The organism is Achromobacter sp. K91 (assembly GCF_003576205.1).
GTDB lineage: Bacteria > Pseudomonadota > Gammaproteobacteria > Burkholderiales > Burkholderiaceae_B > Achromobacter > Achromobacter aegrifaciens.
Genome location: NZ_QWFB01000044.1, coordinates 59,472 through 76,191, shown reverse-complemented (window position 1 = coordinate 76,191; position 16,720 = coordinate 59,472). Strand labels below are relative to the sequence as shown.

Annotated in this window: 18 protein-coding genes and 1 pseudogene; 12 read left to right on the top strand and 7 right to left on the bottom strand. The window is 65.5% G+C overall.

All coding sequences use genetic code 11. The features are described from left to right. The first annotated feature begins 135 nt into the window (after positions 1 to 135). From DXK93_RS22160 to msrA, 5 genes are read left to right on the top strand one after another with little or no spacing between them, the layout of a single operon-like run. Complete coding sequence (locus tag DXK93_RS22160; protein WP_119451120.1) at positions 136 to 765, top strand: cytochrome b/b6 domain-containing protein; 630 nt, start codon at positions 136 to 138, stop codon at positions 763 to 765. Between the two features lie 10 nt (positions 766 to 775). Beyond that, entirely contained in the window at positions 776 to 1,567 is a 792-nt protein-coding gene (locus tag DXK93_RS22155) for a molybdopterin-binding protein (protein WP_119451119.1), read from the top strand. Between the two features lie 42 nt (positions 1,568 to 1,609). Then, a complete protein-coding gene (locus tag DXK93_RS22150) occupies positions 1,610 to 1,939 on the top strand; it encodes a pentapeptide MXKDX repeat protein (protein WP_119451118.1) in 330 nt (109 codons plus the stop codon). 35 nt (positions 1,940 to 1,974) lie between these two features. Further along, positions 1,975 to 2,475, top strand: coding sequence for a peptide-methionine (R)-S-oxide reductase MsrB (gene msrB / locus DXK93_RS22145; protein WP_119451117.1), 501 nt, complete (start codon positions 1,975 to 1,977; stop codon positions 2,473 to 2,475). Between the two features lie 31 nt (positions 2,476 to 2,506). Beyond that, the gene (gene msrA, locus DXK93_RS22140) at positions 2,507 to 3,199 is read left to right on the top strand and encodes a peptide-methionine (S)-S-oxide reductase MsrA (RefSeq protein WP_119451116.1); all 693 of its coding nucleotides are present in this window, start codon (positions 2,507 to 2,509) and stop codon (positions 3,197 to 3,199) included. 75 nt (positions 3,200 to 3,274) lie between these two features. Here msrA and DXK93_RS32180 read toward each other — a convergent pair whose 3' ends face one another. After that, positions 3,275 to 3,445: a hypothetical protein gene (locus DXK93_RS32180; RefSeq protein WP_175163740.1), complete on the bottom strand. Its 171-nt coding sequence runs from the start codon at positions 3,443 to 3,445 to the stop codon at positions 3,275 to 3,277. A gap of 265 nt (positions 3,446 to 3,710) precedes the next feature. After that, a pseudogene (locus DXK93_RS22135) lies at positions 3,711 to 3,875 on the bottom strand (nitrilase-related carbon-nitrogen hydrolase); the annotation flags it as partial. A gap of 184 nt (positions 3,876 to 4,059) precedes the next feature. On the opposite strand from DXK93_RS22135, the gene DXK93_RS22130 reads away from it, so the two are divergent. Then, positions 4,060 to 5,067, top strand: a complete 1,008-nt coding sequence (locus DXK93_RS22130) for a LysR family transcriptional regulator (RefSeq protein WP_119451115.1) — start codon at positions 4,060 to 4,062, stop codon at positions 5,065 to 5,067. On the opposite strand, the gene DXK93_RS22125 is transcribed toward DXK93_RS22130, so the two are convergent. Beyond that, positions 4,948 to 5,682 (bottom strand): SDR family oxidoreductase, encoded by a 735-nt coding sequence (locus tag DXK93_RS22125; protein WP_119451114.1) that lies wholly within the window; start codon positions 5,680 to 5,682, stop codon positions 4,948 to 4,950. The genes DXK93_RS22130 and DXK93_RS22125 overlap by 120 nt on opposite strands. A gap of 200 nt (positions 5,683 to 5,882) precedes the next feature. Between DXK93_RS22125 and DXK93_RS32015 the strand changes: the two genes are divergently transcribed. Then, positions 5,883 to 6,050, top strand: a complete 168-nt coding sequence (locus DXK93_RS32015) for a hypothetical protein (protein WP_156337416.1) — start codon at positions 5,883 to 5,885, stop codon at positions 6,048 to 6,050. Beyond that, positions 6,047 to 6,547 carry a hypothetical protein gene (locus tag DXK93_RS22120; protein ID WP_054456804.1) on the top strand — a complete coding sequence of 167 codons (501 nt, stop codon included), beginning with the start codon at positions 6,047 to 6,049 and terminating at the stop codon, positions 6,545 to 6,547. The genes DXK93_RS32015 and DXK93_RS22120 overlap by 4 nt, the downstream gene beginning before the upstream one ends. 26 nt (positions 6,548 to 6,573) lie before the next feature. Here the strand turns inward: DXK93_RS22120 and DXK93_RS22115 are convergent, their stop codons facing one another. Further along, positions 6,574 to 7,440 (bottom strand): AraC family transcriptional regulator, encoded by an 867-nt coding sequence (locus tag DXK93_RS22115; RefSeq protein WP_119451188.1) that lies wholly within the window; start codon positions 7,438 to 7,440, stop codon positions 6,574 to 6,576. 325 nt (positions 7,441 to 7,765) lie between these two features. On the opposite strand from DXK93_RS22115, the gene DXK93_RS22110 reads away from it, so the two are divergent. Continuing rightward, entirely contained in the window at positions 7,766 to 9,970 is a 2,205-nt protein-coding gene (locus DXK93_RS22110; protein WP_119451187.1) for a TonB-dependent siderophore receptor, read from the top strand. Positions 9,971 to 10,028: 58 nt separating this feature from the next. On the opposite strand, the gene DXK93_RS22105 is transcribed toward DXK93_RS22110, so the two are convergent. Beyond that, positions 10,029 to 10,580, bottom strand: coding sequence for a Dps family protein (locus tag DXK93_RS22105; protein WP_013393536.1), 552 nt, complete (start codon positions 10,578 to 10,580; stop codon positions 10,029 to 10,031). A gap of 192 nt (positions 10,581 to 10,772) precedes the next feature. On the opposite strand from DXK93_RS22105, the gene DXK93_RS22100 reads away from it, so the two are divergent. After that, a complete protein-coding gene (locus DXK93_RS22100; RefSeq protein WP_119451113.1) occupies positions 10,773 to 11,948 on the top strand; it encodes an MFS transporter in 1,176 nt (391 codons plus the stop codon). Between the two features lie 55 nt (positions 11,949 to 12,003). Here the strand turns inward: DXK93_RS22100 and DXK93_RS22095 are convergent, their stop codons facing one another. Beyond that, on the bottom strand, positions 12,004 to 12,216 hold the full coding sequence (locus DXK93_RS22095) for a YbdD/YjiX family protein (protein ID WP_013393534.1): 213 nt from the start codon (positions 12,214 to 12,216) through the stop codon (positions 12,004 to 12,006). A gap of 20 nt (positions 12,217 to 12,236) precedes the next feature. Further along, positions 12,237 to 14,318 (bottom strand): carbon starvation CstA family protein, encoded by a 2,082-nt coding sequence (locus DXK93_RS22090; protein ID WP_119451112.1) that lies wholly within the window; start codon positions 14,316 to 14,318, stop codon positions 12,237 to 12,239. A gap of 315 nt (positions 14,319 to 14,633) precedes the next feature. Between DXK93_RS22090 and DXK93_RS22085 the strand changes: the two genes are divergently transcribed. Both DXK93_RS22085 and DXK93_RS22080 read left to right on the top strand, forming a co-directional pair. Beyond that, complete coding sequence (locus tag DXK93_RS22085; RefSeq protein WP_054456801.1) at positions 14,634 to 16,052, top strand: cache domain-containing protein; 1,419 nt, start codon at positions 14,634 to 14,636, stop codon at positions 16,050 to 16,052. Then, the gene (locus tag DXK93_RS22080) at positions 16,049 to 16,705 is read left to right on the top strand and encodes a response regulator transcription factor (RefSeq protein WP_119451111.1); all 657 of its coding nucleotides are present in this window, start codon (positions 16,049 to 16,051) and stop codon (positions 16,703 to 16,705) included. Before DXK93_RS22085 ends, DXK93_RS22080 begins: the two co-directional genes overlap by 4 nt. Positions 16,706 to 16,720 lie beyond the last annotated feature (15 nt).

The following is a 16,720-nucleotide window of genomic DNA, read 5'->3' as shown; positions in this document are numbered from 1 at the left end:
AAGGGGTTATGCGCCTATTGTCGCCAATCCGCGCCGCCGAGTTATCACAATTAATTTAAGTTTGCGTGAGGACTTCGGTATCGGCCCCGGGGAAGAATGGCTCCAACGACAACAAGCCCCCCCCGGAGTCCCGCCATGCTGGCCCCTCCCGCAAGCCACGACGTTCCGGCCCCGCCGGCCAATGTACCCATCCATCCCGGCTGGCTGCGCGCCATGCACTGGCTCAACGCCCTGGCCGTGGTGGTCATGGTAATGAGCGGCTGGCGCATCTACAACGCCTCGCCCTTGTTCGACTTCGTGTTTCCACGGGAGATCACGCTGGGCGGCTGGCTGGGCGGCGCCCTGCAATGGCATTTCGCCGGCATGTGGCTGCTGTTCTTCAACGGCATCCTGTACCTGGCCATGAATCTGGTCACCGGCCGCCTCTGGCGCAAGTTCTTCCCCTTGAGCATCCGCGGCATTGCCGCCGACCTGGGCGCGGCGCTGCGCGGCAAGCTCGCCCACGCCGATCCGCGCCGCTACAACCAGGTGCAGCGGCTGGCTTATCTGTTCGTGATGCTCGACATCGCGGTGCTGGTGCTTTCCGGACTGGTGCTGTGGAAGTCGGTGCAGTTCGAACTGCTGCGCGAACTGATGGGCGGTTACGAGACCGCGCGCCGCGTGCACTTCATTGCCATGGCCTTGCTGACGGCGTTCGTGGCGGTCCACCTGGTGATGGTTGCATTGGTGCCGCGCAGCCTGATCGCCATGATCCGCGGCAAATAAGGAGCCATCCGTGAACAAGCACAAGCGCCCCTCCCTGCCCGGCCTGGACGGCCCGGCCATCCTCAAGGAAGCCGGCAGGATCCTGGAAAAGCGGGTCGAACAGCCCTCGCGCCGCGCCTTCCTGCGCAGCAGCCTGACCCTGGGCGGACTGGCCATGCTGTCGGGCTGCTCGCTGTCGGACGACGAAAGCGTAGAGAAAGCGCTGACCGCGGTTTCGCGCTTCAACGACCGGGTGCAGGGCTGGATCTTCGACCCCGACCAGTTGGCGCCGACCTATCCCGAATCGATGATCACGCGGCCCTTCCCCTTCAATGCCTACTACGGCATTGACGAGGTGCGGCATGTGGACGAGGAATCGTTCCGCCTGGAAGTCAGCGGACTGGTCGCAGACAAGCGCCGCTGGCGGCTGGAGGAACTGCGCGCCATGGCGCAGATCGACCAGGTGACGCGGCACATCTGCGTCGAAGGCTGGAGCGCCATCGGCAAATGGGGCGGCGTGCCGTTCTCCGCCTTCCTCAAGCGCGTGGGCGCGGACCTGAGCGCCAGGTACGTGGGCTTCAAGTGCGCCGACGACTACTACACCAGCATCGACATGCCCACCGCATTGCACCCCCAGACCATCCTGGCGCTGACCTATGACGGCCAGACGCTGCCCCCAGAGTACGGCTTCCCCATGAAGCTGCGCATGCCTACCAAGCTTGGCTACAAGAACCCCAAGCACATACAGGCAATTTTCGTCACCAACACCTACCCGGGCGGTTACTGGGAGGACCAGGGCTACAACTGGTTCGGCGGCAGCTAGGTGGAATCTTTCACGCTTTCACTCTCCATAAAGGAACGCATCATGAAGAAAATCGCTACCACCGCCGCGCTGTCCCTGTGCCTGGCTTTCGGCGCCGCGGCAGTCCATGCCGCCGACAGCATGAGCAAGGACGCCATGGGCGGCGGCTCGATGGCCAAGGACGGAATGGCCAAGAGCGGGATGTCCAAGGATTCCATGTCCAAGGACGGCATGTCGAAGGAAGGCATGTCGAAGGATTCGATGTCCAAGAACAGCATGTCGAAGGACTCGATGTCCAAGGATGGCATGTCAAAGGATGGCATGTCCAAGGATTCGATGTCCAAGGACGGCATGTCGAAAGGCGGCATGTCCAAGGATGGCATGAAGCAATAGCGCCCACCCGGCCCGCCCCTGATCCGGAGCATGTCATGAAACTAGACCGCAGGCATTTCCTGGGCCTGGGCAGCGCGGCGGCCATCGCCGCCGGCCTGGCCCCGGTCCTGGCGGCGCGCGGCGGCCCGGCCGCCGCCGCCCAGGCCTTCCCCTACACGCTAAGCGACGCGCAATGGCGCGAACGGCTCACGCGCGAACAATACGAAGTGCTGCGCCGCGAAGGCACCGAGCGTCCCTACTCCAGCCCGCTGGACAAGGAGTATCGCAAGGGCGCCTACGCCTGCGCCGGCTGCGCCCATCCGCTGTTCTCTTCTTCCACCAAGTTCGACAGCGGCACCGGCTGGCCCAGCTTCTGGCAGCCGCTGGACGGCGCCGTGGGCGAAACCAAGGACCGCAGCTTCGGCATGACGCGCGTCGCCGTGCATTGCGCCAATTGCGGCGGCCATCTGGGCCACGTCTTCGACGACGGCCCGCGCCCGACAGGTCTACGCTACTGCATGAATGGCGTGGCCCTGGCGTTCACCCCGCAGGCCTAAATCCCGGCCGCCCCATCCATCAGGAGACACCATGTCCGCCACCCACCTGCCCCGCAAACTCTGCGCCGCGCTGGCCGCCGCCTGCGGCCTGCTGGGCGCCGCCCCGGCCAGCGCCGCGGAAACCGCCTTCATCATTCCGCCCCCGGCCATGGACCAGCCCGCCGCCGCCGCACCGCAAAAAGCCGTCATCGCCGGCGGCTGCTTCTGGGGCGTGCAAGCCGTGTTCCAGCACGTCAAGGGGGTCAGCTCCGCCGTCTCCGGCTACGCCGGCGGCCAGGCGTCCACCGCCAATTACGACACCGTCAGCGGCGGGCGCAGCGGCCACGCCGAAGCGGTCGAGATCACCTACGACCCCGCCCAGGTCAGCTACGGCCAGCTGCTGCAGATCTATTTCTCGGTGGCCCACGATCCCACCCAGCTCAACCGCCAGGGTCCGGACAGCGGTACCCAATACCGTTCAACGGTCTTTCCTGCGGACGACGGCCAGCGCAAAGTGGCCGAAGCCTACATCGCGCAGCTGAATAAGACAGGTGTGTACCCCAAGGCGCTTGCCACGACGATAGAACCGCTGAAAGCCTTCTATCCTGCCGAGGACTACCACCAGGACTATCTCGTGCGCCATCCGTACAGCATGTACATCATGGTCAACGACGTGCCCAAGGTCGAAAACCTGGCCAAGACGTTTCCGCAGCAGTATCGGGACAAGCCTGTGCTGGTGAACTGAAGACGATAAATGGAGCCGGCCGCGCTGAATAAAGTCGGCCGCGCTCTAAACCCTTGCGTAGCAACGAAGGCTCGCTTACGGAGCCTTTATCTCCTTCTTTTCCGCTTTCTCCTTTTTTTCTCCATCGTAATGGGACTTGATGGCGAGAAACATGCCCGTGCCCAACACCAGAAGCTTGAACGTACCGAAGACTACAGGGACCCAAAAATTCATCATTTCCTCAAAACGCTGCTTCAGCAGCTTCATTTACGACTCGCGGGCCAGGCAACGACAAACGAACTCAGCGCCGCCGAGCGCTATCAGCAGGTACCGCAAATAGGAACCGGAGATTTTTCCCCATGCCTTCCTCTGACGGTTGCTTAAAAATGGCAACGCAAAAAGAGGTTGGAAATGGGCAGAGCGAGCGCCATACGCCCTGCAAACAATCGGAGTTTACCGTCGAACTTCTCGCAACTTGCTGCACCGGAAACTGCTACGTATCCGCGACCGTATCAGTTCGGCCACGGCGGCTCATGCCTGTCCCGTACATCGCCATGCGCAGTAGCGGCATGTAGTTTTCCCAGCAGATCACGGCACCCAGTTTTCCGCGGGGTGTATCGAACACGGGCATGGTGGAGCCGTCGCCATAGCCCCAGATCAACCGTTCCACGACGGTCGGCATCAATTTGCGTTGCTTGCTGCGCCAGCCGAGCCCAGCACCAGCGCATGCGGTTCGATGCCTTCGGGGTGTCATGCCTGCCCGCGGCCTGAACTGGCCAAGGGCGCCCGCTATGCCTGAACCGCCCGTCTTGGACCGGAAGTACACTCGGCAGCAGACAGCCACCTGCACACAGGCCCACCCGGCACAACCCCGTACCCACATGTTCCAACTACGACAGCTGAAGATCTTCGTCGCGGCGATGGAAACGTTGAGCTTCACGAAAGCCGCCAAACAGGTGCATCTGTCGCAACCCAGCGTTACGGAACAGATACGGGCGCTGGAAGAGAGCGTCGGCCAGGCGCTCTTCATCCGCCAGAACAATCGCCTGCAACCCACCCCGGCCGCAGAGAGACTGGCCATTCGAGCACGCGAATTGCTTGCCCGGGCCGATGACGCCTTCCGGGAAGTTCGCGACAACGTCGACGATTCAGGAGGCACGATCCGGGTCGCCGCGCCGCAGACCTTGTGCACCAGTGTGCTGGTTCCGCAACTGTTGCGCTTTGCCGGCATGCACCCCGGAACGCAGGTTGCAGTTCAAGAAAGAAACTCCCTGGCGACGGCTCAGGCGGTGCTCGATGGGACGGCCGACCTCGGTCTGGTGCACGGATGGCCGGCAAGCGACGCCAAGCTCCGGGCGCAAGCCATTGCGCGGGACATGCCGGTGGTCGTAATGCCCCCTGGGCATCCGCTATCCGAGGCTGTAGACATCAAGGCCGACGCGCTTGCCGCATTCCCGCTGGTCGTCACGATGGACGGCTGCCGATACCGGGAATACCTGGAGGCCGTGTTGCAGGAAGCCCCGGTGCAGCCGCGTATCCGCGGTGTCGCCGACAGCGTACCGGCCCTGATACAGATGGTGTCCGCGGGCCTTGGGGTATCGATCCTGCCGCGGATGGCCATGGATCCCGCAGCGACAACCGCTTGCGTCCGGTGGCGGCCGTTGTCGACCGCGGGAGCAGGTCTTCCCATCTGCCTGCTCACCTTGCACCGGACGCCTACGCGCCAGGTGGCCGCCTTCATCGAGATGATCCGCCTCGCGGTGACTGGCTCAGACCAGCCGATGGCCGCCATCGACATGAAGCACGGTGCCGGTGGTGTAGCCATTGCCGATCAGGAAGCCGATGGCATCGGCGATATCGCTGCCGGCGCCGACCCGGCCCACCGGTAGCCGCTCGGCCATCGATGCCAAAAGCGGTCCGCTGTCGGCGCCGGCTACGTCATTCCAGATGGGCGTATCCACCCAGCCCGGCGATACGGCATTGATCCGCAGCGGCGCAAGCTCGACCGCCATGGCGCGCACGACACCCTCCAACGCGGCATTGATCGCCGCCACGGCGATGCCCTTCGGCCGGGGCCGGTAGGCGGCAATGCCCGACGTCAGGGTGATGGAACCGTGCGCCGGCATGCGCGGGGCGCCATGTTTGGCCAGCAGGATGGGCGCGACGACCTTGGAGCGGATGGCTTGGTCCAGCGCGTCCAGCGAGAGTTGCGGCAGTAGCTCGTAGGCGCCGCGTATGTCGGCAGCCGTGCAGACCAGATGATCCACCGGGCCTGATTCTTCAAACAGCCGCTGCACTTGCGCTTCACTCGTCACATCCGCCTGGTGCAGGCGAGGCGCGCCAAACGCGCGCAACTGCTCGCGCGCCGCGTCGAGCTTGTCGCGGGACCTGCCCACGATCAGTACCTCGCAGTGCATGCCCAGCAATCGCTCGCTGACGGCCAACCCCATGCCCGAGCTACCGCCGACCACCACCACCCGTTGTCCTGCAAGACCATTGTCCATGCTCATTTCCTTGAAACACGTGTTTGGAGCAGGCGATGGTGGCGCTACGAAGTGCCGGGCGCCAGCAGGAATGTCCGATCGGGGTATCGGCTTGCCCGATGCGGGCGTGTCCAGGTTCCGGCGCTTTGCGTGAATGACGAAAACGGAAAAGCAATGCTGCATCCTGCGCCATCGGCCGCGGCGCGACGCTGGGCGGTATCATGCTGGCCAAGACCGGCGTTGCCGGCACCCAATTGTCGGCAGGCGGAATTGCCGCCATCGCGATGGCGTTCGCGCTGCGGCAACGGTTTCCGGCAACAGCCGGAAGCTGCGATGCCCGCCAATCGCGGGCCTGCCGGCAAACGAGTCCAGGAGAAGTACAGCAGTGAACGATACCCACATACCGGAAACGGAAACCCCCGAAGACCGCAAAGAACAGCTGCCCACGCTGTGGCGCGACGATGGCTGGACCGCCAGGATCATCAAGAACGAGGAAGACGACGGCTGGGCCGTGGAAATGACCATGGACGGCGAGGCCGAGCCGGCCCTGGTCGGTCCATGGACCATGGGCCGCGACAAGAAAAACCCCAAGCCGCTCGACTCCCCGGCCTTCATCACCCTGGTCAAGACCGCCCGGGAAGTCCTGCGCCGCCACGAGCAGCAACTGCACGCGACGCTACACAAAAGCGTGAAGATCGACGCCGCCGCCGGCCGCCTGACCGTCAAGCTGGATATCGTTCCCGACGAAGACGAGCCGTATGCCGTGTTGAGCGCCTACGACGAATCCGGCGAACAATTGGCCCAGACCCATGTCGCGCCTACGTACAAGCTGAGCGTGCAGCGCGCCTCGGAGTGGGCCAGCGGCGGCTTCGGCAAGCACGGCTGACCTGAAACCCCGGCCTCGGCCGCGCCTTAGCGCCGCGCGCGGACCTGCCCCGGCGGCACGCCGAAGCGGCGCCGGAATGCGGTGGCGAAGTTGGCTGCGCTGCCGTAGCCGGCGATGCAAGCCGCTTGCGCGACGCTGATGCCATCGCGCTCCAGCGCCAACCGCGCGCGCGACAGCCTGCCCTCGCGCAGGTATTGCGCCACCGTGGTGCCCCACATGGCGCGAAAGTGCCGCTGCAGCGTGTTCACGCTGACGCACGCCCGCGCGGCAATTTCCGCCAGCGGCAAGGCATCGGCGCCGCCCTGATCTATCCATTCCCGCAACGCGGCCATGCGGCGGCGGTCGCGCGGGCTGAGCGGCGCGGCCTCCTCGGCGGCCGTGCCGTGCGCATGCGCCAGCGCCTCGACCACGATGTCGAGCGCGCGCGACTTCTGGTACAGGCGCCACAAAGGCGGCGGCAGCACGGGCGGACGCAACATCTGCTGCGCGGCGGCCACGGCCTGGTCCGATGCCTTCCAGGTCTGCAACGCCAGATGGCGCTGCGCGAACGCGCGCAGCGCCAGTCCCTCTTCGCCGGGAAGATGCCGATCCAGCCATTGCGGCTGCAAGGTCAGCATCACCGTGCGCTCGATATGGCCACGGCATGACTCGCGCAGGAAGGCGTCCGGCCGCAGCGCGGAAAGCATCACCCCTTGCACGCTACCATCGGCGCCGGGTCCCAGGGTGAGCCTGTGTTCCCCCAGCGTCACGTTCACGCGGCCGCCGACCACCAGGGCCAGGTGCAGGCCTGGCCGCACCGCCGCCCGCATGCGCGCGCCTTGCAGATCGCGCGCGTCCAGCCGCCACAACACCATGCCCGGGTCCAGTTCGGCCAGGTCAGACCAGCCTTCCATGACGGTCTGCGCGCGCGCAGGGACCACAGGCGCCATCCCGTAATGGACGACCCGATGTGCTGATTCCGCAACGGCTACGCGCCGAAGCTCGTCCATGCCGGATTCCGGAGGATTGGCGATGCCGCAAAGCATTGTGGTGCCGGCGCAAAACCCGGCGTGCACTCCTGCTGACATAATTCTGAACGCTTCAAATAGAAATCGTTCTCAATTAAATCATGCACATCCGGCTTTGGGTTGAGCATCTGCGGCGGGCGTTGTGAAAACCCCACCCTGCCCGCCCGGTCCGCATGCTGCGTTGCCTGTGGAGTAGAACTTCGTGCTGTCCCTGTCCAACCAACGCCTGAACTACGCCGCAGCGGCGCTGTTCTGCGCGCTTCATACCGCCGGCGCCACCGCGCAGACGACCTCGACGCAGGATGATCACATCCAGCAGTTCCCCACCGTGCAGGTGCTCGGCACCGCCGAAGAGGAAGTGAAGGAAGCGCTGGGCGTCTCGGTGATCACGGCCGAGGAAATCGCCCGCCGTCCTCCCACCAACGACCTGTCCGACATCATCCGGCGCGAACCTGGGGTCAACCTGACCGGCAACAGCGCCAGCGGCTCACGCGGCAATAGCCGGCAGGTCGACATCCGCGGCATGGGGCCGGAAAACACCTTGATCTTGATCGACGGCAAGCCCGCCACCTCCCGCAACGCCATCCGCTATGGCTGGAGCGGAGACCGCGACACCCGCGGCGACACCAACTGGGTGCCCGCCGAGGAAGTCGAGCGCATCGAAGTATTGCGCGGCCCCGCCGCCGCGCGCTATGGCTCGGGCGCGATGGGCGGGGTGGTGAACATCATCACCAAGCGGCCCACGGACAAGCTCAGCGGTTCGCTGACCTACTATCTGAACCAGCCCGAGAACAGCGACGAAGGCAATACCAACCGGGTCGGCATTCGCCTGAGCGGCCCCATCAGCGACACCCTCAGCTTCCGGCTCTATGGCAACTACAACAAGACCAACCCCGACGCCCGCAACATCAACGCCGGCCGCTCGCTGCTCAACGGCGACGGCCAGGCGGAATCGGCCGGCCGCGAAGGCGTGATCAACCAGGACCTGAATACGGTCTTCTCCTGGCGTCCCGACAACCGCAACACGCTGGACCTGGAAGCCGCCTTCAGCCGCCAGGGCAACCTCTATGCCGGCGACACGATGCTGAACTCCACCACCAAGTTCACCGACAGCCTGTACGGCAAAGAAACCAACGTGCTCTACCGCGAGAGCCTGAGCCTGACGCATCGCGGCACCTGGGACTGGGGTACCTCGCGCGCCTCGATGGGCTATGACTACACCCGCAACGCGCGCCAGAACGAAGGCCTGGCCGGCAGCGGCGAAGGCAGCCCGATGGACCTGGGCTGGTCCACCTCGCGCTTGAAGAACCTGCGCGCGGCGGGCGAGGTCAACGTCCCGTTCAAGCTCGGCTTCGAGCAGGTCGCGACGGTAGGCGTGGAATGGCTGCGCGAATCCCTGGACGATCCCGCCAGCCTGCGCCAGACCTACACGGGCGGCGTCATCGGCGGCGTGGCACCTGGCAACCGCGATCCCAAGACCACGCAGAACAGCTACGCGCTGTTCGTCGAGGACAATATCGAGGCCGGGGAACGCACCACCCTGACGCCGGGCGTACGCCTGGACCACAACGAGAAGTTCGGCAACAACTGGAGCCCCAGCCTGAATGCCGCCTACAAGGTCACAGAGGCCTTCAGGCTCAAGGGCGGCATCGCGCGGGCGTACAAGGCGCCGAACCTGTACCAGTCGAATCCGAACTACCTGATGTACAGCCGCGGCTTCGGCTGCCTGGCCTCGCAGGCCAATCAGAACGGCTGCTACCTGGTGGGCAATGAAAACCTGTCGCCCGAAACCAGCGTCAACAAGGAAATCGGCTTCGAGTACGACCCCGGCAGCTGGCGCATGAGCGCGGCCTACTTCCGCAACGACTACAAGAACAAGATCGTGGCCGGCACGGACATCGCCTATCGCCTGGCCAACGGCGCGCGCGTGCTGCAATGGAGCAACTCGGGCAAGGCCGTGGTCGAGGGGCTGGAAGGCAATCTCTTCATTCCGCTGGCGCCCAGCCTGGACTGGAACACCAACTTCACCTACATGATCCAGAGCGAAAGCAAGGACAATGGCCAGCCGCTGAGCATCATCCCGAAGTACACGATCAATTCCACGCTGGATTGGTTCGCCACGGAAAAGCTGTCGTTCCAGGCCAACCTGACCTACTACGGCAAGCAGGAAGCCCCGACGTTGAACCCGCGCCGCGGCGAAACCATCACGGGCCAGGGGTTGCAAAGCGTCAGCCCCTACGCCCTGGTCGGGTTGAGCACGGGCTACGAGCTCAACAAGAACCTGCGCTTGCGCGTCGGCGTCAGCAACCTGCTGGACAAGAAGCTCTACCGCGAAGGCAACGCGGGCGAAGCGGGCGCCGCCACCTATAACGAACCGGGCCGCGCCTACTACGCGACGGTCACCGCGTCGTTCTAAGGCGGGCAAGCCAGCCGCGCGGCCCGGTGGACAGGGCGCGCGGGGCTCGCCTGCGGCCTCAATGGCCGGTCGAATCCCCTTCCCGGCTGGCTTCGAAAAGGAACCAGGTGCGCCGTTCGGTCTCGTCGATCCAGTTCTCGATCAGGCTGGAGCTGGCGATGTCGCGGTGCTCGTCGGTGATGTTGTGCGCTTCGCGCAGCGCCGCGGCCAGGACCTTGTTGTCCTCGCGCAGCTCGGCCAGCATATCCAGCGGCTGCACGTAGTCCGCGTCGTTATCCGAGATGCGCTGCGAACGCGCGATGTGGCCGATGGAACGCAGCGTCGTGCCGCCGATCTTGCGGATGCGTTCGGCGATGGGATCCGTCATGGCGAACAGCTGGTCGCCCTGCTCGTCCAGCAGCAGGTGGTAGTCGCGGAAATGGGGGCCGCTGACGTGCCAATGAAAGTTCTTGGTCTTGAGATACAGCGCGAACACGTCGGCGAGTATCTGGTTCAGCGCGGCGGAAATATCCCTGGTGGCCGCCGACGCCAGGTCGGTCGGCGTCGCCAGCGGGCGCTTGCGCCGCTCTTTCAGGGCTTTGGTGGTCTTCTCATCCAGTTTCTTGGCCATGGGTCGCAACTCCTAGGAATGATGGTGAAAACACACGCGCGGCGCGAGGCTTGCTTGCGCCGCGACTTCGCTAGCGTAAATCCGCACGCGTTCTTTTGCCAATGTCCGGGATCAAGGCGCCCTCCCTTCTGAAATCCGGTCCGGCTAGGAGTATGCTACGGCGCGTCAATTCAGCCGGATCCCTCCATCGCTATGCGCGGCAACCCCGACCCCAGGCAAGGCGCCATCGCCCTGCACGGGTTTTACTTCCTGTATTACGGCCTGCAGGGAGTCAGCATCCCCTTTCTGCCCCTGTGGTTCGCCAGCCGCGGACTGGATCCCGCCGTCATCGGCCTGATCGTCGCCACGTCCTTCCTGCCCAAGATCCTGTCCACGCCCGTGGTCGCCCACGTCGCCGACCAGACCGGCCGCGCCCATGCGCTGATTGCGGCGGCGCTGGCGGCATCGCTGGCGCTGTTCGTCTGCTATCCGTTCAGCAGCGCGCCCGGCTTGCTGTTGGCCATCACGCTGCTGCTCAATGCCGTGTTCCCGGCGGTGCTGCCGCTGATGGACCGCATGGCCATCGCCAGCGGTCGGGGCCAGGGGAGTTCCTACACCGTCATGCGCGCCTGCGGCTCGCTGGGTTTTGCCGTGGTCACCCTGGCGGGCGGCTACCTGATCAAGACGTTCGACGCCGACTGGGTGATGTGGCTGTCCATCGTCCTCATCATCGCCTGCCTGGCCTGCGTGCGGCTGCTGCCTCGGGCGGCGCGCCCCGCTGCGGGCGAAGCGCCCGCGCCGGCGGTCCGCCTGCCCATGCTCGAAGTCCTGCGCGACCGCCCGCTGCTGATGTGCATCGCTGCGGCCTCGCTGGTCCAGGCCAGCAACGGCTTCCTCTATTCCTATTCCACGCTGTACTGGACCGCCAGCGGCCTGTCGACCGCGTTGATTTCCATGCTGTGGGTGGTAGGCGTTGCCAGCGAGGTCCTGTTCTTCTTCCTTGCTCCCCGCATCCTGGCCCGCACGGGCGCGCAATGGCTGATCCTGGCGTCCGCCGTCATGACCGCGATCCGCTGGGCCGGTCTGTCCGCCACCACCGATCCGGCGCTGATCGCGGGCCTGCAACTGCTGCAGTGCTTCACGCTGGCGGGCAATAACGCAGCGATCATGTGGTACATCACGCGCCACGTGCCCGCCGCCATCAAGACGTCGGCCATCGCGCTCTACGCGCTGCTGTCGGGAGGGATCTTCATGTTCGCCAGCATCCAGTTGGGCGGCGCGTTGTACCGCAGCTATGCGCCGGGGGGATTTCTGGTGATGTCGCTGTGCGCGATCGGGGCGGTGCCTTTGGCGGTCTACGCTGAAAGGGTACGCAGAAAGTCGGTATAACCCGTCGCCGCCTGCGCCCAACGAAAAAAAGGCCTCGCAAGCGAGGCCTTTCCTGTCAGCAGCAACCGATCCGCTTCTTCCCGCCATAACGCGCGTCCTGGCGCTCGCGGAAGAATGCTTCGTAAGTCATCGGCTCCTGGTCAGGGTGCGTGCGCCGCATGTGCGCCACATACGTCTCGTAGTCCGGCACGCCGACCATCAGCCGGAGCGTCTGCCCCAGGTAGCGGCCGGCGGCGCCGGCCGCGGAACTCATGTTGGTGAACAGCATGCGTCGTCTCCCTGTTGCGCTCAGTCCGCGCCGGCGGCGGCCGGCAGCGTTTCGTACGGCATTTCGCGGGCGGTGGGCTTGTTCTCGTTACGCGCGCGCTGCACCGAACGCAGGCCGAACACCACGATGCTCACCACCACGAAGATGAAGATCGCGCACAGGCCGGCGTTGATGTAGTCGTTGAAGACCACGCGCGACATTTCGCCCAGGGACTTGGCCGGAGCCAGGACCTTGCCTTCGGCGATGGCCGCGTTGTACTTGTCGGCATGGGCCAGGAAGCTCACGCGCGGGTCGGAGTGGAACAGCTTCTGCCAGCCGGCGGTCAGCGTGCATGCCAGCAGCCACAGGGTCGGCAGCACCGTGACCCAGGCGTAGCGGTCACGCTTCATCTTGAACAGCACCACGGTGCCCAGCGTCAGCGCAATCGCGGCCAGCATCTGGTTGGCGATGCCGAACAGCGGCCACAGCGTGTTGATGCCGCCCAGCGGATCGACCACGCCCTGATACAGGAAGTAGCCCCAGGCCGCCACGCACAGGCCGGTGGCAATCAGGTTGGCAGGCAGCGAGTCAGTGCGCTTGAGCGACGGGGCGAAGGTGCCCAGCAGGTCTTGCAGCATGAAACGGCCCGCACGGGTGCCGGCGTCGACAGCGGTCAGGATGAAGAGCGCTTCGAACAGGATGGCGAAGTGGTACCAGAAGGCCATCATGCCCGGGCCGCCGATGGCCTGGTGCAGGATGTGCGCCATGCCCACGGCCAGCGTCGGAGCGCCGCCGGCGCGCGAGATGATGGTGCTTTCGCCCACGTCCTTGGCGGTCTGGATCAGGTCCGCGGGCGTCACCACGAAGCCCCAGCTGGAGACCACCTGGGCCACCTGGTCGGGCGTGGTGCCGATCACGGCCGCCGGGCTGTTCATGGCGTAGTAGATGCCCGGCTCGATCACGCAAGCCGCCACCAGCGCCATGATGGCCACGAAGGATTCCATCAGCATGCCGCCGTAACCGATGTAGCGGGCCTGGGTTTCGTTCTCGATCAGCTTGGGCGTGGTGCCCGAGGAGATCAGGGCGTGGAAGCCCGACACCGCGCCGCAGGCGATGGTGATGAAGAGGAACGGGAACAGGTTGCCCGACCACACCGGACCGGTGCCGTCGACGAACTGGGTCAGCGCGGGCATCTTCAGCTCGGGCGCGACCACGACGATGCCGATGGCCAGGCCGACGATGGTGCCGATCTTCAGGAAGGTCGACAGGTAGTCGCGCGGGGCCAGCAGCAGCCACACCGGCAGCACCGAAGCGATGAAGCCGTAGATGATCAGGATCCAGGTCAGGCCCTTGCCGTCGAAGTCGAACATGGGGCCGATCACCGGGTGCGCGGCCACGTCCTGGCCGAAGGTGATGGCGGCCATCAGGCCGACGAAGCCGATGATGGACACTTCGCCGATCTTGCCCGGGCGGATGTAGCGCAGGTACACGCCCATGAACAGCGCGATGGGAATGGTCGCGGCCACCGTGAAGGTGCCCCAGGGCGAATGCGTCAGCGCCTTGACCACGATCAGCGCCAGCACGGCCAGGATGATGACCATGATCATGAAGGCGCCGAACAGCGCGATCACGCCCGGGATCTTGCCCAGCTCGGACTTGACCAGGTCCCCCAGCGAACGGCCGTCGCGGCGGGTCGAGATGAAGAGGATCGTGAAGTCCTGCACGGCGCCGGCGAACACCACGCCGGCCAGGATCCACAGCATGCCCGGCAGATAGCCCATCTGCGCGGCCAGCACCGGGCCCACCAGCGGGCCAGCGCCAGCGATGGCGGCGAAGTGGTGGCCGAACAGCACGTGCTTGTTGGTGGGCACGTAGTCCAGGCCGTCGTTGTGCTTCCAGGCCGGCGTCATGCGCGTCGGATCCAGCTGGAACACGTTCTTGGCGATGAAGCGGCTGTAATAACGGTATGCGATCAAATACACGCATACGGCGGCGATCACCACCCATAGCGCATTGATGGTCTCCCCTCTGGCCAGCGCCACGGTGCCCAGCGCGAACGCGCCCAGTACCGCAACCGCCAGCCAGACCAGGTGCTGACCCAGTCCCTTACTGCTGGTTTGCATAAGTGCTCCTCTAGCCTCCCGCCATGCTTTTGGCGTGAAACGCTTTTATCGTCCCGCGGAAGGCAGACTCATTGTTGTGGGGTGGCGGACGCGCGCGCGTCCACGCAGCGCCGTGTCGACGCGGACGCTAGTATTTCGTTTTGACTACGCAGCAACAAGCGCGAAACTACGCAATTCCACTACGTGTTACTACGCAATGCGCCGCAGCATGATTTGGCGAAAACCGTAAAATCACGACTGAAATTTCCCGATCCTGACTGCGGCAAGCAAAATGCTGCGTCGCAATATTCGCGTTCGCGCTGATACAAATCCTTCATGAAGCTGCGCCTGAAAATCCTGCTGCTCGCCGCGGTGCCCTTGCTGGTGGCCGTCGCCGCCATCACGGTGGCCGTCTACGTGCAGGGCCTGCAGCTGGCGCAGCGCGAAAAGCAGGTCGTGGAAAACGCCTGGCTGGCCAGCAAGGAAGGCGAGCTGCGCCACTACGTCAACCTGGCCTACAGCGCCATCGCCCCCCTGCAGGCGGCGGCCGACGATGACGCCACCCGCCAGCGCGCGCTGGACCTGCTGGCGCAGATGGAATTCGGCCACGACGGCTACTTTTTCGTCTACGACCTGAAGGGCAGGAACCTGATGCACCCGCGCCAGCCGGAGCTGGTTGGGCAGGACCTTTGGGAACTGCGCGACACCAAGGGCCAGCCCGTCATCCAGAATCTGCTGACCGCCGCCCGGCGCGGCGGCCAGGACGGCGAAGCGGTGCACTACCTTTGGGAAAAGCCGTCCACCCACCAGACCGAGGAAAAGCTGGGCTACGTGGTGGTGCTGGAGCGCTGGGGCTGGATGCTGGGCACCGGCATCTACCTGGACGACGTGCAGCAGGCGCTGGAGCGCATCGACGCCGCCGCCCAGGCCAATATCCGCAGCATGTTCGCCTGGGTGGCCGGGATTGCCGCCGTGTCCATCCTGGGCGTGGCGGCCTGCGGCCTGGCCTTGAACATCAGCGACCACCGCCAGTCCGACGCCAAGCTGCGGCTGATGGCGCGCCAGCTGGTGCGTTCGCAGGAAGACGAGCGCGCACGGCTCTCGCGCGAGCTGCATGACGGCATCAGCCAGGTGCTGGTGTCGATCAAGCTGTCGCTGGAAGCGGCGCGGGAACGGCTGCGGCAGACGCTGCCGGACGAGCCACGCGTCCTCGCTCATATCGACACCCCCTTGGGCGGCGCGCTGGACCGATTGAATACCGCCGTGGGCGAAGTCCGCCGCATTTCGCACAACCTGCGGCCGACGCTGCTGGACGACCTGGGCCTGCCGGCCGCACTCGAACATCTGGGCCGGGAATTCGCCATTCCCAGCCAGGATGGCGCCCCGCCTCTGGCCGTGCGCCTGCACACCGCCGGGCAGCCGGTGAAGCTGCCCGAGGCCTATGCCACCGCCCTGTTCCGGGTCACCCAGGAAGCCCTGACCAACGTCATCCGCCACGCCGGCGCCACCCGCGCCGACATGACGCTGGCTTATTCGCCACGCGACCTGCGCCTGACCATCGCCGACGACGGCCGCGGCTTCGACTATGCCGAGGTGCAGCAGGATCCGCGCCGCGGCATCGGCCTGCGCAATATGCGCGAACGCATGAACGCGCTGTCCGGCACGCTGACTTTCCGCTCCACTTCCCACGGCACGGTGCTGCAGGCCTGGCTGCCGCTGCCCGCCGCCCCTCTCCCCGCGAGTTCCGACGCATGAACCACAAGCCCGACGCCATCCGGCTGCTGCTGATCGACGACCACCCGCTGGTGCGGGACGGGCTGCGGCTGCGCCTGGAAACCGTGCCGCAACTGCGGGTGGTGGGCGAAGCCGGCAACGCCGCCGCCGCCCAGGCCTTCCTGGCCGCCTGCCTGGCCGAGGACCTGCAAGGAGGCACCTTGCCGCACCTGGCGCTGATGGACCTGAACATGCCCGGCGTGGGCGGGCTGGAATTGACCGCCCTGCTGCACGAGCGCTACCCGCAGATCGCGGTGCTGGTGCTGTCCATGCACGACAACCCCGAATACATGGTGCAGGCGGTCAAGGCCGGCGCGCGCGGCTATCTGCTGAAGGACGAACCGGCGCATGAGATCGTCACCGCCATCGACGCGGTCATGGCAGGCCGCAGCTATTTCAGCGCTGCGGTCGCGGTGCGCCTGTCGCAGGCCACGGCGCCGGCCACCATGCTGACGCAGCGCGAACGCGACGTGCTGCGCCACATCGCCAGCGGCGAGGCCAACAAGCAGATCGCGCAGGCGCTGGGACTGTCGGTGCGCACGGTGGAGACCCATCGCCTGAACATCAAGCGCAAGCTGGGCATAGACGGCCAGGCCGAGCTGATCAAGTACGCGGTCGAGAACCGCGGGATGTAGCCCCCACGCCGCGCA